The sequence below is a fragment of the Marinobacter sp. genome (genome assembly GCF_035268745.1).
Taxonomy (GTDB): Bacteria; Pseudomonadota; Gammaproteobacteria; order Pseudomonadales; family Oleiphilaceae; genus Marinobacter.
The window spans coordinates 1-14,476 of the sequence record NZ_DATFKH010000080.1; the positions used below are offsets into that span (position 1 = coordinate 1).

Genomic DNA, 14,476 nt, shown 5'->3' on the forward strand with positions numbered 1-14,476 from the left:
ATGCTAAAAAAACTCCTCATAGCCAACCGCGGAGAAATCGCCGTCCGGATCATCCGCACCGCTAAATCCCTGGGATATCGAACCGTCGCGGTTTTCTCCGAAGCCGACGCCAAGGCGCTGCACGTGGAACTGGCCGACGAAGCCGTCTGCATCGGCCCGGCACCGGTCAACGCCTCCTATCTGAACGCCGATGCCATTCTCGATGCCGCCCGCAGAACCGGGGCCGACTGCGTTCACCCCGGTTACGGCTTGCTGTCGGAAAATTCCGGTTTCGCCCGCGCCTGCAAAGACGCAGGACTGATATTCGTTGGCCCGCCCGCGCAGGCGATTGAGCTGATGGGCAGCAAGCGCCGTTCGAAAATCGCCATGAAGAAGGCTGGCGTACCTGTCGTGCCGGGCTTCGAGGGCGATAACGCAGACGATGAAGAACTTATCAAAGCCGCCGCAGACATCGGCTACCCGCTGATGATCAAAGCCTCCGCCGGTGGCGGCGGCCGGGGCATGCGGCTGGTCGAGCAGGAAGCAGAGCTGGCAGATAGCCTCAAACGCGCGCGATCAGAGTCGAAACAGGCCTTCGGTGATGACGAATTGATCCTCGAAAAAGCGGTGATCGAACCCCGCCACATCGAAATCCAGGTCTTCGCCGACCGCTACGGTAACGCCGTCTATCTGGGCGAGCGTGACTGCTCCATTCAGCGCCGTCACCAGAAAGTCGTGGAAGAAGCGCCCTCGCCTTTCATGACACCGGAACTCCGCTTCGCGATGGGCGAAGCCGCGGTAAAGGCCGCGCTGGCCTGCCATTACGAAGGTGCGGGCACCGTGGAATTTCTGGTCGACAAAGAGCGGAATTTTTACTTTCTGGAAATGAATACCCGGCTGCAGGTGGAACATCCGGTCACCGAACTGGTCACCGGACAGGATCTGGTTGCCTGGCAGATGGCCGTTGCCGAAGGCGAACCGCTGCCGCTCAGTCAGGATGAAATCATCCTCAACGGACACGCTATCGAAGTGCGGCTTTACGCCGAAGATCCGGCCCACAATTTCACGCCGCAGACCGGCCCGCTGCATGTGTTTGCGCCGGCAAGCGGCGACGGCATCCGCTTCGACAGCGGCGTTCGCTGCGGCGACACCATAACCCCCCATTACGACCCCATGCTGGCCAAGGTCATCGCCTGGGGAAAAAACCGCAACGAAGCCCGCCGGCGGCTGCTGGCGGCGCTGGCCAATACCACCGTGTTCGGCACCATTACCAATCAGCATTTCCTGGCCCGGATCATTGCCAACGAAACCTTCGGACGGGGCGAAGCCACCACTGCGTTTCTGCACACCGGGTTTCAGGACGACTCGTCCATGGCCCCCGCCGACATCGGTCTTCGCCAGCTCGCTGTGGCCGCCTGCCTGTTCAGCCAGGGGCCGGAAAACCAGCAGGCCTGGAGCAACGCGCCGGCCACCGTTACCCCCATGAAGCTGGCGACCGGCGAGCAAACCCGTGAACTACTTGTCCGCACCAGCGGGAGCCGGATTAATGTCACCGCCGGCGAGGATCAGTACGAACTGAACCTGGTGTCCGCCGCAAACGGCCGCGCATGCATCATCGCCCAGGGCGTGCGGCAGGTTTGCCGCTATCACCGCCTGGGTGATCATCTTTATTTGCAGGCGTTCGGCCAGACTCTGGCACTGCGGGATCTCACCCACCAGCCTGCCAGCGGCGCAGTCAGCAGCGGTAGCGGCCATATTAAAGCCACCATGGACGGTGCCCTGATCGAAGTTCTGGTTGAGCGGGGCCAATCGGTGAAACAGGGTGATATGCTGGTGATTCTGGAAGCCATGAAAATGGAACACCCGGTCAGGGCTGACCGGGATGGCACGATTGCCAACCTTGCGGTGGGCAAGGGCGATCAGGTGAAACGCAACCAGCTACTGGCGGAAATCAGCGCTGACCATACCGGGGAGGACACAGAGCAATGAGCGACCTGACCAAGCGAACCGTTTTTATTACCGGTGGCAGCCGCGGCATCGGCCGGGCCATCGCATTGGCCTGCGCAACACAGGGTGCCAACGTGGTGATTGCCGCCAAATCTGACAAGCCCCATCCCAAACTGCCGGGCACCATTCACACCGTGGCAGACGAGATTCGCGAGGCGGGCGGACAGGCGCTGCCGCTGGTGCTGGACGTGCGTGACGAGGGCCGGGTAAAAGCCTGCATTGACGAAGCCGGCCATCATTTTGGTGGCATCGATGCCCTGGTCAACAATGCCGGTGCCATTCGCCTGACCGGAGTGGAAAACCTGAAAGCCAGCCGCTATGACCTGATGCATCAGGTGAACGCCCGCGCCGTATTCGTTTGCAGCCAGGCCGCATTGCCCTGGCTGAAAGAGTCAGACCAGGCTCACATCCTGAGCCTGTCGCCGCCACTGAACCTCGACACCAGGTGGTTTGCGCAGTACGGCCCTTACACCACGACCAAGTACGCCATGACCATGCTGAGTATGGGCATGGCCGAAGAGTTCAGGTCCTACAGGGTTGCCGTAAATACCCTGTGGCCGAAAACCCTGATTGCCACTGCGGCCATCGAATTCGAAGTGGGCGGGCCGAAGATGATGGCTCAGGGCCGCAAGCCGGAGATCATGGCCGATGCGGCAGTGAGCATTCTCGGGCGCCACGCGGACCGGATGACCGGCCAGACACTCATCGATGAAGACGTGCTGAGAGCCGACGGCGTGACCGATTTCGAGCCCTACCGCTACCAGCCCGGCGACAAGCCGCTGATGCCAGACCTGTTTCTGGAATAGTGTATTCACGGGACAAATAAAAAGGACCTTTAGCTTTCGGCTCTAGCCTGATTGTTCTGGTATATAGCCGGGGTTGAGGGGGCCAAGCGCCCATGGATGGGCTTGTAGCGTTTTTTGGGAGAGGGTGCCCACCGGTGCATTCCACCAAGACATGCGGGCTTGGAGCCCAACCTTAAGTTCCCCCGAGAGCCTCGTCTCAGGAACCAATCTTAAGCACAATCTTGCCGGTAGCCGTCCGGCCAGTCAGTGCGCCAAAAGCTTTCTCGTAGTCCTCGAATTCGAATACCTGGCTGATTCGCGGATCGATTTTGCCTTCGGCAAACATCTGCAGCAATTCCATCACGTTCTTTGCGCTGGTTTCCGGCTCGCGCTGGGTAAAGCTGCCCCAGAACACACCCACCACAGAACAGCTCTTCAGCAGCATCAGGTTCGCGGGAATCTTCGGGATGTCACCCGACGCAAAGCCGATAATCAGATGGCGGCCATTCCAGGCCATGGCCCGGAGCGCCTGCTCGGTGAATTCACCGCCCACCGGATCGTGGATTACATCGACACCCTTGCTGTTGGTCAGCTTCTTTACCGCCTCTTTCAGAGACTCTTCGGAATAGTTGATCAGTTCGTCGGCACCCGCTTCCCTGGCAACGGCCAGCTTTTCTGCGGTGCTGGCTGCAGCAATAACCTTCGCGCCCATCGCCTTGCCCAGTTCAATCGTTGCCAGACCAACGCCACCACTGGCACCCAGAACCAGAAGAGTTTCCCCCGGCAGAATATTCGCCCGCTGTTTTAACGCGTAGTAGGAGGTGCCATAAACCATTGAAAAAGCGGCGGCTTTTTCATCCGACATGGATTCCGGAATGGGCAGGATATTATGCTCCGGCACAACCATCTCTTCGGCAAACGCGCCGTAACCAGTCAGGCCGGCAACCCGGTCACCCGGGTTGAAGTTCCGGACATCGTCACCAACGGCAATCACCTCACCCGACATTTCACCACCGGGGGAAAATGGCATGGCTGGCTTGATCTGGTACTTGCCCTCAATGATAAGGGTATCCGGAAAGTTCAGACCCGCCGCCCTGACCCGGACCTTGACATCGCGCCCTCTGACTTCAGGGCTGGGCATATCCTCAATCACCAGCTTGTTGGCCGGACCGTATTCCTTGCAGAGAATTGCTCTCATGGTGGTACTCCATATTCGTCAGCGTCGGGTCAAAAGGGACACCCAAGGATAGTTGCTGATGATGCTGAAGCCAAACAGAGTAATGCCGGCAGATAAATGCTCCCTTCTATTTCTTCGGCGAATCAGTAAGGTTACGGGGCGCTGACTGCGGTATCAGAGCACCTGCATCAAAATATGGTGCTGGCATACACCAGGACGCCCACAAGGCCGAGAACTGCGAGCGCGAGTCCGATACTGACGGCGCTCATTCCGGAAGACCTGGCTTTGCGGGAAGAAGCGAGCTGGCTGTGGTCAATCACCCGGCCCTTTTCACTGGAGTCACGGATGACACTGATCATTCCCTCGCTGAGTGGGCGATTGAAATCCAGGGGTCTGAAGGATTTCATGTCGTTTTTGTCTAGAAAACTCTGGACGTCTGAAGACAGTGGGACGTATTTCATCGACCAGTTGGAGAACGTCCTCGCGGGCAGGGGTTCCTGTATCAGCGTTGTAACATTACGATGCCGCTCATCCCGGGAAATCCGGTCGTAGAGTTCGTTAACAGCCTGTTCTTCTCCCTCAAGATACTGAAAGAAATAGCCGTTGCCGTAAAAAAGTCCACCAACAATCTCTTCCTTGGCGTTGTTTCTCCGGGACATCATCAGGATGCGTGCAACATTGGGCTCTACCCCCTGCACTTCCGGCTTCTCATCAAAAGTAGCTTCACTGGCATAAGCAAGGCGCATTAAAGACATACAGAATCCTCCTATGATGTGCGGTCATACCAACGCTCCCGGGCTGCAACCTCTATCCCAGCAGTATTTTACGGGCGCAATGGCTTTTACGGATCACAGTCCCCCTGCCGGCGTCTGAAGGTATTCTCCCCAAAGGCGTCATCGCAGTTGCTGACCGAAGATCTTGGCCTGACTGACATCAGCCGGTAGAATGCGGCGTTTTCTCCAGTGTGCCCGGTCAACAGGCAGGGTACGGTCCACCCGGCATTAACGAGACAGGCATCCGTCATGCTCGAACGACTGTTTAAACTCCAGGCCCATGGCACCACTGTCCGCAAGGAAATTATCGCCGGCGTAACCACCTTTCTGACCATGGCCTACATCATCGTGGTTAACCCCGCGATTCTGTCAACTACCGGCATGGACTTCGGCGCGGTCTTTGTGGCGACCTGTCTGGCGGCAACCATCGGCACCCTGATCATGGGCCTGTGGGCCAACTATCCCATTGCCATGGCGCCCGGCATGGGCCTGAACGCCTTTTTCTCTTTCACCGTGGTCGGCAGCATGGGCTATAGCTGGCAGGTGGCGTTGGGCGCGGTGTTTATTTCCGGCGTCATTTTCTTCCTGCTGAGCCTGTTCAGAATCCGGGAATGGATCATCAACAGCATCCCGTTGTCGCTGAGATTCGGCATTTCAGCCGGTATCGGCTTCTTTCTTGCCCTGATCGCGCTGAAGAATGCAGGCGTTGTTATCGATAATCCCGCCACTCTGGTGGGCCTGGGCGACATAAAGGTCGCAGAAAGCCTGCTGTTTTTCGGCGGTTTTGTGGTGATATGCGGGCTTTCCTTCCGCCAGATCACCGGCGCGGTGATGATCGGCATTCTTGCGGTCACCGCTATCGCGATGATGCTGGGCATGGTTGATTACGACGGCTTTGTATCGGCGCCGCCGAGCCTGGCGCCGACCTTTATGCAGCTGGACCTGGCGGGCGCCTTTAACGTGGGCATGATCAGCGTTATTTTTGCGTTCCTGTTCGTCGATCTTTTCGACACTTCCGGCACGCTGATCGGCGCAGCCCAGCGTGGAGGCCTGCTTGACAAAGATGGCAGGCTGCCCCGCCTTGGCCGTGCACTTATGTCTGACTCCGTGGCGACCATGTCTGGCGCTGCGCTGGGCACATCGACCACCACCAGCTACATCGAATCCACGGCGGGCATTTCCGCCGGTGGCCGCACCGGGCTTACCGCAGTGGTCGTCGCTGTCCTGTTTCTGGCCTGTCTGCTGCTGTCGCCAATCGCCAAAATCATCCCTGCCTACGCCACCGCTCCGGCGCTGCTGTATGTGGCCGTGCTCATGGCCAGTGGCCTGAAACTGGTAAACTGGGACGACATCACTGACGCCGCACCCGCAGTTCTCACAGCGCTGATGATGCCGCTGACTTTCTCCATCGCCAATGGCATAGCCATCGGCTTTATAACCTACGCCGTGCTGAAAGCCGTGAGCGGCCGTTGGTCCGACCTGAACTCCAGCGTGATCACCATTGCGGTTGTCTTCATACTGAAATTTACCTTTCTGGACGCGGCCTGAGCTGCGTTACCCCGGAGCCTTCATGGATTATTTTTCCGACACTATCAAAAAAGCGATACGCACAGTGCCGGACTGGCCCAGGCCCGGAGTCGCTTTTCGCGACATCACCACTGTGCTTCAGGACCGGACCGCATTCCGGAAACTGATCGACGCCTTTGTTCACCGCTATCATGGCCAGAACATTGATGCCGTGGCCGCCGTGGATGCCCGGGGCTTCATCATAGGATCGGCGCTGGCCTACGAACTGAACGCCTCACTGGTGCTGGTCCGCAAGAAAGGCAAGCTGCCGTTCGACACCCTGGTGGAGGACTACGAGCTGGAATATGGCACTGCCTCCGTCGAGCTTCACAAAGACGCTTTCAGACCGGGTGATAAAATCGTCCTGGTGGATGACCTGATCGCCACCGGCGGCACCATGCTCGCTGCCACACGCCTGATCAGACGCATCGGCGCTGAAATCGTGGAAGCCGCGGCGATGATTGATCTGCCGGACCTGGGCGGTTCACGGAAACTGCAGGATGAAGGGCTCAGGGTCTATACTGTCTGCTCTTTCGAAGGCGACTGATCGCACCGGATCTGTCATGTTCCTGGCTCTGACTACGCACCGCGAGGGCAAGCCCTGATGGATTATCAGCACCACTGGAAAGACGGCACGCCAATCCGGCTGCCGCTTGGAAAAATCGTATGCGTCGGTCGCAATTACGCCGACCACGCCCGGGAACTGAATAATCCGGTGCCGGACGAGCCACTGCTGTTCATCAAGCCGGCCACGTCAGCGGTTCACCTGACGCGCCCGATCAGGCTCCCGGCCAACAGAGGCGCTGTGCACTTCGAAACCGAACTGGCCGTATTGATTGGTCGCCCGCTCACTGACGCATCCGCCAGTGACGCAGAAGCTGCGATTCTGGGGTACGGCCTGGCGCTGGATCTGACACTTCGGGATCTGCAGTCCAGGCTGAAAGCAAAGGGCGAGCCGTGGGAACGGGCGAAAGCCTTCGATGGCGCCTGCCCGCTGTCGCCTTTCGTTGCTGCCGACCAGATGCCCCGGAATCAGCTGACGTTTACCCTGGATATTGACCAGCAACGCCGCCAGAGTGGTGATACCCGTGATATGCTCAATCCCGTCACCACGCTGATCGCCCATATGAGCAGCTACTTCACATTGCTGCCGGGGGATGTCATCCTCACCGGCACTCCCAGTGGGGTCGGGCCGCTTGCAACCGGCCAGACGCTGTCACTGGAACTGCAGCAGGCGTTGTTTGTGGAGACTCATGTAGTTTCCGGCTGAAGGCGCCCCGTTATTTCTGGTCCATCCGTCCCCGAGAACGTATATCCGGCATGAGCAAAAAACCTGTTACCACCCGTAGGGGCCGATTCTTCAAACTCGCTGGCATGACCGCCTCTGTGGCCGGTCAGTATGCGGGTCAGCGCGCGCGTCGACTGTTCCGCAGTGAGGAAGATAACGAAGGTGCCCGCTCCGAAAGTTACACCCGTATGGCGGACCAGATTGCGGACACCCTTGGCGAGATGAAGGGCGCCGTCATGAAGGTCGGCCAGATTGCCTCCCAGACCCAGGATTTTCTGCCCAAGGAATTTTCCGATGCGCTGCAGCGGCTGCAGAAAGAAGCTGCACCCATGCCCTTTGAGATCATTGTCGGCCAGATAGAGAATGAGCTGGGCAAACCCGTTTCCGAACTGTTCGACTACCTTCAGGAAAAGCCCTACGCAGCGGCCAGTATCGGCCAGGTTCACCGGGCCAGACTCAAGGACGGCACCGACGTCATCATCAAGGTGCAGTATCCGGGCGTGGACGAATCCTGCGACAGCGACCTCAAGCAGCTGCGCATGGCTCTGAGACTGGGCGGGTTGCTCAAATTACCCAAGGAACATGTGGACCAGTTATTCGGGGAAATCCGGGTGCGGCTGAAAGAGGAACTGGATTACGAAAACGAGGCTGAAAACCTCGCGCTTTTCCAGGAATTCCACAAGAACGATGACTGGGTTGTGATTCCCCGGGTATTCAGCAGCCATTCATCCCGTCGTGTTCTGGCCATGGAACTGGTGGAAGGTGACCACATCAGCCAGGTAACGCCGGAAAATTACAGCCAGGATACCATCAACCTGATTGGCCACCGCATATTCACCATGATGGCGGACCAGTTGTTCCGCTACCAGTGCATCCATGGCGACCCTCACGCAGGAAACTTCGCCTACCGGCCCGACGGCACCATTATCCTTTATGATTTTGGCTGTGTGAAAAAACTGAAGCCTGAAGTCGTCGAAGCCTACCGCAAAGCATTGATGTCCGCGCTGGACGAGGATTACGCCGCCCTGGACCGCCACCTGATTGCGCTCGGCGCCCGCGTCGAAAACCAGCCTGCGGTGGACGAAGCCTACTATGCCATGTGGCGTGATATCCTGATCAGGCCCTTCGAAGGCGACACCCCCTATGATTTTGCCGGGTCGGAGCTGCACAAGGACGTCGCCGCGAAATCCACCACGGTTTTCAAATACCTGGATTACTTCAAACCACCGGTCGAAAGCATTTTCATTGACCGGATGATTGCCGGGCATTACTGGATGATGAAAAGGCTGGGGGTGCAGGCGGCGTTTCGGGAAGAGCTCGAACAGTACCTCGCCCCCGTTGAATCCGGTCCCGGCGGACCAGAAACGGACAGAAAAGCAAACAGGCAGGAAACACAAGGCATTAGCCGCCACCAAGGGGAACGCTGAACGAAACAACAACGGCTTCGGTGCCCGGGTTTTTATCAGCCAGGCCACCATTGGATAAATGGAATATGGCAGCGCCCAGCCGGTATCCCCCACCGAATTGGCGGGAGATTTCCAAGCCGCTACGAAACTCCACGGGCTTGCCGAGATCAAGGTCGGGGCGGTTATTGAACAGGCCTAATCCGAAACTGGGAGTCAGTAACCAATCCCCGGTCAAACGGAAGTCCCGTCTTAATTCCGTGTAGATAAAGCTTGCGTCATTCTCTCCGACAGCGACGCCGGTTGACGGTACGAGACGAAACCGTGTCAGCGGAGAAAAACGGTACTCCATGCCGAAACGCCAGGGTTCGTTCAGATTCTTGTCGACCCCGACCTGGCCGACCGTGATATTGAGTAGCGGGCGTTGCAGCGAGCGGTTTTCACTTCCGGGCGCTTTCCCGCCATAGACAAATGATGACGAAAGCAACAGCGATGCAATAAGAATTGTTTTAAAAATCAGCGAAATAGTGCCATACATGAATCAAAGTCACCTTTTATCCGGGGTAGAGGAAACTTCCCACCAACTCATCAATGGACCCCCCAAATTTATATCTGTTACACCGGCGTTTGTCGTGGGTGCCTTGATCATGCTCGACCTGGATAATGTGATGTTGAAGTCAGATGCCCCGGGATCTGGCGATGCTTTCGATCCACTCGGCGACCCCCTCGCCAGCACCCTTGCGAATCACGCTGGCACGCACCAGTGAGGTCGGTGCATCCGGATCAATTACCGTGATTGGTACCGTCATATCGACCTCGTGCGCCAGACTCGCGGCAGGATAAACCTGTAGCGACGTTCCGATAATCAGCAGATGGTCAGCTGATCTGACCACTTCCGCGGCGGCGTCCAGCATCGGCACTTCCTCACCGAACCATACGACATGCGGGCGGAGCTGGCTTCCGCGATCACAGGTGTCGCCCGGGCGGATATCACGGTAGCCTATGTCGTAGACAAGATCCGGGTCCACCGAACTGCGCGCCCTGGTCAGCTCACCGTGGAGATGGATCACCCTGGATGAGCCACCGCGCTCATGAAGATCGTCCACATTCTGGGTAATGACAGTAACCTTATAACGCGCTTCCAGCTCGGCCAGCAACTGGTGGCCACGGTTGGGCTGCGCGCTTCCCAGCTGCCGCCGCCGTTCGTTGTAAAAGCGTAGCACCAGCTCCTGATTGCGCTCGAACGCCTGCGGTGTGGCGACGTCGTAAACGCTGTATTTTTCCCACAGACCGCCATTGTCCCGAAAGGTCGACAGGCCACTTTCGGCGCTCATTCCGGCACCTGTAAGCACGACAATATGTTCAGAGTTGATAGGTCACCTCCGGTTCAGAGTGGGTTAGCGCCAGAACGAGATAGGCTCCTGGACTTCCCGCTTCTGGATGGGAATGCCGTATTGCTGAAGAATGCTGATCAGAATCCTGGTGTCTTCGATGTTCAGGAAATGGGCCAGCGGAATCTCATCATCGCGGAACTTGAAGTAGAGCTTGGGCGGCGTGAAAGGGTGCGGCGCCAGGTTCTGATAAACGCGCACAAACTGTTTCGGCAAATCCCATTCGACTTCTTTCTGCGTGGCGCCCTTTTCGAGCCGGATAATCGACGGGGTCAGCACCAGGACTTCTTTTCTCTGGCACTTGCGGGAAGTGTAATAAAAGGCACCGGCAAGCGCCGCCAGTTCAATCCCTGCAAATGGCAGAACCACCCAGGCGCCCATCAGGCTCATACCAGTGGCGACAAACGCTGTCAGGGCGAGGAGGGCAAGCCACACCCGGACATTACCCCCCCAGCTCATCGACCGGTTTGGCGTGAGCAGGTAGCGGCGCCCTTCTTCCGCCGACAATTCTTCCACCATAGCAGAAACCCCGTTGCCCGCAGTGCCGGTGGCCGTCAGGGTATCGTATCAGTCGAAAATCTTGCCGGGGTTCATCACCCCGTTGGGATCAAAGACCTGCTTGATACCTTTCAGATACGCAATTTCTGCGGCGCTGCGGGTGTATTCCAGATAGGCCTTCTTGGTCATGCCAACACCGTGTTCAGCAGACACGCTGCCTTCATGGCGCTGCACGATCTCAAAAACCCACTTGTTCACCTGCTGGCACTTTTCAAAGAAATCCTCTTTGTCCATGTCCTCCGGCTTGAGGATATTCAGGTGCAGGTTGCCGTCCCCGATGTGGCCGAACCAGATGATCTCGAAATCCGGGTAGTGCTCGGTGACTACTGCGTCAATTTCCTGCAGGAAGCCGGGCACTTTCGAGACCACAACCGAGATATCATTCTTATACGGCGTGCGCGGCGCAATAGACTCGGAAATCCCCTCCCGCAACTGCCACAGGTTCCGGGCCTGGGTCTCGCTCTGGCTGATAACACCGTCCAGCACCCAGCCGTTCTCCATGCACTGCTCAAACAGCGCCATGGCGTCCTCCATCACCTGGTCAGAGACGGATTCAAATTCCAGTAACGCATAGTAAGGCGCCTCGGTTGCAAACGGTGCCTGCACCTGGCCATGGGCCAGAACATGGCCCATGGCCTGATGAGAGAAGAACTCGTAGGCGGTCAGATCGATTTTCTTCTGAAAGGTCTGCAGCACATCCATGGTATTGGCGAGATCGCCAAGCCCGAGCACCAGTACCGTGAGATTCTCCGGCTGACGGGCGAGTTTCATGGTCGCTTCGGTGATAAAACCGAGGGTGCCTTCAGCGCCGATAAACAGATGGCGAAGATCATAACCTGTGTTATTTTTCGCCAGATCCTTGTTCAGATCCAGTACTTCGCCTTTTCCCGTGACCACTTTCAGCCCGGCGACCCAGTCCCGGCTCATGCCATAGCGGATTACCTTGATGCCACCCGCGTTGGTTGAGAGATTGCCCCCGAGCTGACTCGAACCCGCCGAAGCAAAATCCACCGGGTAATACAGGTCGTTGTCTGCGGCAAACTGCTGAAGCTGCTCGGTGACTACTCCGGCCTGACAGCGAACCATGCGGTCGCTGGCGCTGAAATCCAGAATCCGGTTCATCAGATCGAATGCCACCACAACTTCCCCGTTGGCAGCCACCGCACCGGCGCTCAATCCCGTACGACCACCGGAAGGCACCAGCGCCACCTGACTTTCATTGGCAAACCGGACCAGCGCCTGAACCTGCTCCGTCGTTTTCGGCAGCACGATCGCGACCGGCCTGGGCGGGTAGATCCTGGTCCAGTCCTTGCCATAGGTATCAAGATCGGCCGGGTCGGTCAGCACTTTGCCCGGAGCAGGCCCCTGATCCATCAGGGCACGCAGAGTGGCGATAATCTGTTCAGAATTCATGGAAATCCAGTCTCATAAAAGGTTGGTCAGCATGCGCTGTAAAATGCGTAAGCTATGGTATCATACCGCCCCTGCTCTGTGAGCCTGGCCTTTAACAGCGCCACTTGCAGGTCATTTCTAATGACCAATTCAATGACGAAAGGTTCGGAACCCAGCCCATGTCAAACACGTCTCTGGAAAAGAGCAAAATCCGCATCCTGTTACTCGAGGGCGTTCATCAGTCGGCGATTGATACGCTGAATGCCTCAGGCTATACCAACATCGAGTTCCTTTCCCACTCGCTGGCCGAAGACGAGCTTATTGACAGGATTGCCGAAGCGCATTTTATCGGCATTCGTTCGCGCACCCAGTTGACCGAAAAAGTCTTTGATGCGGCCCAGAAACTGGTCGCTGTTGGCTGTTTCTGTATAGGCACCAACCAGGTGGACCTCAAAGCGGCCACCCGTCGTGGCATCGCGGTTTTTAATGCGCCTTTTTCCAATACCCGCAGTGTCGCCGAACTGGTTCTCGCCCAGGCCATTCTTCTGCTTCGCGGAGTGCCTGAGAAAAACGCCAGGGCCCACCGTGGCGAATGGCTGAAATCCGCCAAAGACAGCTATGAAATCCGCAACAAGAAACTGGGTATTATTGGCTATGGCAATATCGGCACCCAGTTCAGTGTTCTTGCCGAAGGCCTGGGCATGGATGTGTACTTCTATGATGTGGTTTCCAAGCTGTCCATCGGTAACGCCACTCAGGTAGGAACCCTGCAGGAACTGCTGAATACCTGCGACGTTGTCAGCCTTCACGTGCCGGAAACACCCGCCACCCGCTATATGTTCGGGGCCGAGCAGTTTGCCCAGATGAAACCGGGCAGCATACTGATGAATGCCTCGCGCGGCACTGTGGTGGATATTGACGCGCTTGCCGACTCCCTGCGAAGTGAAAAACTGCTGGGGGCCGCCATTGACGTGTTCCCGGTGGAGCCCAAATCCAACATTGAGGAATTCATCTCGCCGCTGCGCGAGTTTGATAACGTGATTCTGACGCCCCATGTGGGCGGGTCCACCATCGAGGCCCAGGAAAACATCGGGCGGGAAGTCGCCGAGAAGCTGGCAATGTACAGCGACAACGGCACCTCGGTTTCTTCCGTGAACTTTCCGGAAGTGGCACTGCCATCGCACCCCAACCAGCATCGGCTGCTGCATATTCACGAAAACGTACCGGGCGTGCTGTCGGAAATTAACCAGGTGCTCTCGGATAACGGCATCAACATCTGTGGCCAGTATCTGCAGACAAAGGAAGAGATTGGCTACGTGGTGGTTGACGTCAACAAGGAATATGGCGAACTGGCGCTGGAGAAACTGCTCCATGTCAAAGGCACCATCCGGTGTCGCGTCCTGTTCTGATCAGATCATCAGCTACAGGAAAGCCCGGCCAATGGCCGGGCTTTCCTGTTTTCAGTGCCTGTTTTTTGCATTACTGCTGATTGGGCACCAGCGTCAGCTCCACCCGGCGATTCTGCTCCCGCCCGGCGGCTGTTTCATTGGATGCAATGGGTGACCTGGGTCCATAACCCACCGCCCGGGTGCGCCCGGGCTCAATGCCCTGGTTCAGCAGGAAGTCACGTACGGATCCAGCGCGGCGCTCACTGAGCAGCTGGTTGTAATCCCGCGAACCGGTGCTGTCGGTATGGCCTTCAATCCGAATCGTGGTCTTGTCGAACTCCTTCAGAACCAGCGCCACTGATTCCAGCGTATCGCTGAAGGTTGGTTTGATGGTGGACTGGTTGGTGTCAAAGGTGATGTTGCCTGGCATGACCAGGTCAATCTGGTCGCCATTGCGGACTACCCTGACTCCCGAGCCTTCCAGCCTGTGGCGCAGTTGAGCCTCCTGTCGGTCCATGTAGTAGCCGATGCCACCACCAATGGCCGCTCCGGACGCGGCGCCAATCAGCGCACCCTTACCCCGGTCGCTTTTGCTGGATGTGGCAGCACCGACAGCGGCACCACCAATTGCCCCGATAATGCTGCCCTTGGTGGCGCTGGAAGTCTTCTCCTCACCGGTATAAGGATCATAGGTCATACAGCCACCCAGGGTCAGGGTGGAAAAGGCAAGCGCAAGAATTATCTTTTTCAAAGCAATCTCCTGATAGCG

At 57.5% G+C, this 14,476-nt stretch carries 14 protein-coding genes; 7 read left to right on the top strand and 7 right to left on the bottom strand.

Going from position 1 to position 14,476, the window contains the following annotated elements:
• Positions 1-1,968, top strand: a 1,968-nt coding sequence (locus VJ956_RS06885; protein ID WP_324083114.1) for an acetyl/propionyl/methylcrotonyl-CoA carboxylase subunit alpha, incomplete at its 5' end; no start/stop codon positions are given.
• Positions 1,965-2,792 carry an NAD(P)-dependent oxidoreductase gene (locus VJ956_RS06890; RefSeq protein ID WP_324083116.1) on the top strand — a complete coding sequence of 276 codons (828 nt, stop codon included), beginning with the start codon at positions 1,965-1,967 and terminating at the stop codon, positions 2,790-2,792. The genes VJ956_RS06885 and VJ956_RS06890, both read left to right, overlap by 4 nt.
• 196 nt (positions 2,793-2,988) lie before the next feature.
• On the opposite strand, the gene VJ956_RS06895 is transcribed toward VJ956_RS06890, so the two are convergent.
• The gene (locus tag VJ956_RS06895; RefSeq protein ID WP_324083117.1) at positions 2,989-3,969 is read right to left on the bottom strand and encodes an NADPH:quinone oxidoreductase family protein; all 981 of its coding nucleotides are present in this window, start codon (positions 3,967-3,969) and stop codon (positions 2,989-2,991) included.
• A 167-nt stretch (positions 3,970-4,136) separates the two neighbouring features.
• Entirely contained in the window at positions 4,137-4,703 is a 567-nt protein-coding gene (locus tag VJ956_RS06900; protein ID WP_324083120.1) for a BLUF domain-containing protein, read from the bottom strand.
• 267 nt (positions 4,704-4,970) lie between these two features.
• Here VJ956_RS06900 and VJ956_RS06905 point away from each other — a divergent pair, with 267 nt between their 5' ends.
• From VJ956_RS06905 to VJ956_RS06920, 4 genes are read left to right on the top strand one after another with little or no spacing between them, the layout of a single operon-like run.
• Positions 4,971-6,269 carry an NCS2 family permease gene (locus VJ956_RS06905; protein ID WP_324083122.1) on the top strand — a complete coding sequence of 433 codons (1,299 nt, stop codon included), beginning with the start codon at positions 4,971-4,973 and terminating at the stop codon, positions 6,267-6,269.
• 22 nt (positions 6,270-6,291) lie between these two features.
• The gene (locus VJ956_RS06910; RefSeq protein ID WP_324083123.1) at positions 6,292-6,834 is read left to right on the top strand and encodes an adenine phosphoribosyltransferase; all 543 of its coding nucleotides are present in this window, start codon (positions 6,292-6,294) and stop codon (positions 6,832-6,834) included.
• Between the two features lie 57 nt (positions 6,835-6,891).
• Entirely contained in the window at positions 6,892-7,557 is a 666-nt protein-coding gene (locus tag VJ956_RS06915) for a fumarylacetoacetate hydrolase family protein (protein WP_324083126.1), read from the top strand.
• Between the two features lie 50 nt (positions 7,558-7,607).
• On the top strand, positions 7,608-9,002 hold the full coding sequence (locus tag VJ956_RS06920) for an AarF/ABC1/UbiB kinase family protein (RefSeq protein WP_324083129.1): 1,395 nt from the start codon (positions 7,608-7,610) through the stop codon (positions 9,000-9,002).
• On the opposite strand, the gene VJ956_RS06925 is transcribed toward VJ956_RS06920, so the two are convergent.
• The 4 genes from VJ956_RS06925 to VJ956_RS06940 form a co-directional block, all read right to left on the bottom strand.
• Positions 8,977-9,516, bottom strand: a complete 540-nt coding sequence (locus VJ956_RS06925; RefSeq protein ID WP_324083131.1) for an acyloxyacyl hydrolase — start codon at positions 9,514-9,516, stop codon at positions 8,977-8,979. The two genes, VJ956_RS06920 and VJ956_RS06925, sit on opposite strands and share 26 nt — an antisense overlap.
• 139 nt (positions 9,517-9,655) lie before the next feature.
• Positions 9,656-10,312: an SIR2 family NAD-dependent protein deacylase gene (locus VJ956_RS06930; protein WP_324083133.1), complete on the bottom strand. Its 657-nt coding sequence runs from the start codon at positions 10,310-10,312 to the stop codon at positions 9,656-9,658.
• 63 nt (positions 10,313-10,375) lie between these two features.
• Positions 10,376-10,888 (bottom strand): DUF2244 domain-containing protein, encoded by a 513-nt coding sequence (locus VJ956_RS06935; RefSeq protein ID WP_324083134.1) that lies wholly within the window; start codon positions 10,886-10,888, stop codon positions 10,376-10,378.
• A gap of 48 nt (positions 10,889-10,936) precedes the next feature.
• Positions 10,937-12,340, bottom strand: a complete 1,404-nt coding sequence (locus VJ956_RS06940) for an FAD-binding oxidoreductase (RefSeq protein WP_324083136.1) — start codon at positions 12,338-12,340, stop codon at positions 10,937-10,939.
• A gap of 158 nt (positions 12,341-12,498) precedes the next feature.
• Here VJ956_RS06940 and serA point away from each other — a divergent pair, with 158 nt between their 5' ends.
• A complete protein-coding gene (gene serA, locus VJ956_RS06945) occupies positions 12,499-13,728 on the top strand; it encodes a phosphoglycerate dehydrogenase (RefSeq protein WP_324083137.1) in 1,230 nt (409 codons plus the stop codon).
• 70 nt (positions 13,729-13,798) lie between these two features.
• Here the strand turns inward: serA and VJ956_RS06950 are convergent, their stop codons facing one another.
• Positions 13,799-14,458 (bottom strand): OmpA family protein, encoded by a 660-nt coding sequence (locus tag VJ956_RS06950; protein WP_414674396.1) that lies wholly within the window; start codon positions 14,456-14,458, stop codon positions 13,799-13,801.
• Positions 14,459-14,476 lie beyond the last annotated feature (18 nt).

Excerpts from the sequence above, each read along its gene's own strand:
- VJ956_RS06890 (WP_324083116.1), top strand. The coding sequence starts at position 1,965 with ATGAGCGACCTGACCAAGCGAACCGTTTTTATTACCGGTGGCAGCCGC.
- VJ956_RS06895 (WP_324083117.1), bottom strand. The coding sequence starts at position 3,969 with ATGAGAGCAATTCTCTGCAAGGAATACGGTCCGGCCAACAAGCTGGTG.
- VJ956_RS06900 (WP_324083120.1), bottom strand. The coding sequence starts at position 4,703 with ATGTCTTTAATGCGCCTTGCTTATGCCAGTGAAGCTACTTTTGATGAG.
- VJ956_RS06905 (WP_324083122.1), top strand. The coding sequence starts at position 4,971 with ATGCTCGAACGACTGTTTAAACTCCAGGCCCATGGCACCACTGTCCGC.
- VJ956_RS06910 (WP_324083123.1), top strand. The coding sequence starts at position 6,292 with ATGGATTATTTTTCCGACACTATCAAAAAAGCGATACGCACAGTGCCG.
- VJ956_RS06915 (WP_324083126.1), top strand. The coding sequence starts at position 6,892 with ATGGATTATCAGCACCACTGGAAAGACGGCACGCCAATCCGGCTGCCG.
- VJ956_RS06920 (WP_324083129.1), top strand. The coding sequence starts at position 7,608 with ATGAGCAAAAAACCTGTTACCACCCGTAGGGGCCGATTCTTCAAACTC.
- VJ956_RS06925 (WP_324083131.1), bottom strand. The coding sequence starts at position 9,516 with ATGTATGGCACTATTTCGCTGATTTTTAAAACAATTCTTATTGCATCG.
- VJ956_RS06930 (WP_324083133.1), bottom strand. The coding sequence starts at position 10,312 with ATGAGCGCCGAAAGTGGCCTGTCGACCTTTCGGGACAATGGCGGTCTG.
- VJ956_RS06935 (WP_324083134.1), bottom strand. The coding sequence starts at position 10,888 with ATGGTGGAAGAATTGTCGGCGGAAGAAGGGCGCCGCTACCTGCTCACG.
- VJ956_RS06940 (WP_324083136.1), bottom strand. The coding sequence starts at position 12,340 with ATGAATTCTGAACAGATTATCGCCACTCTGCGTGCCCTGATGGATCAG.
- serA (WP_324083137.1), top strand. The coding sequence starts at position 12,499 with ATGTCAAACACGTCTCTGGAAAAGAGCAAAATCCGCATCCTGTTACTC.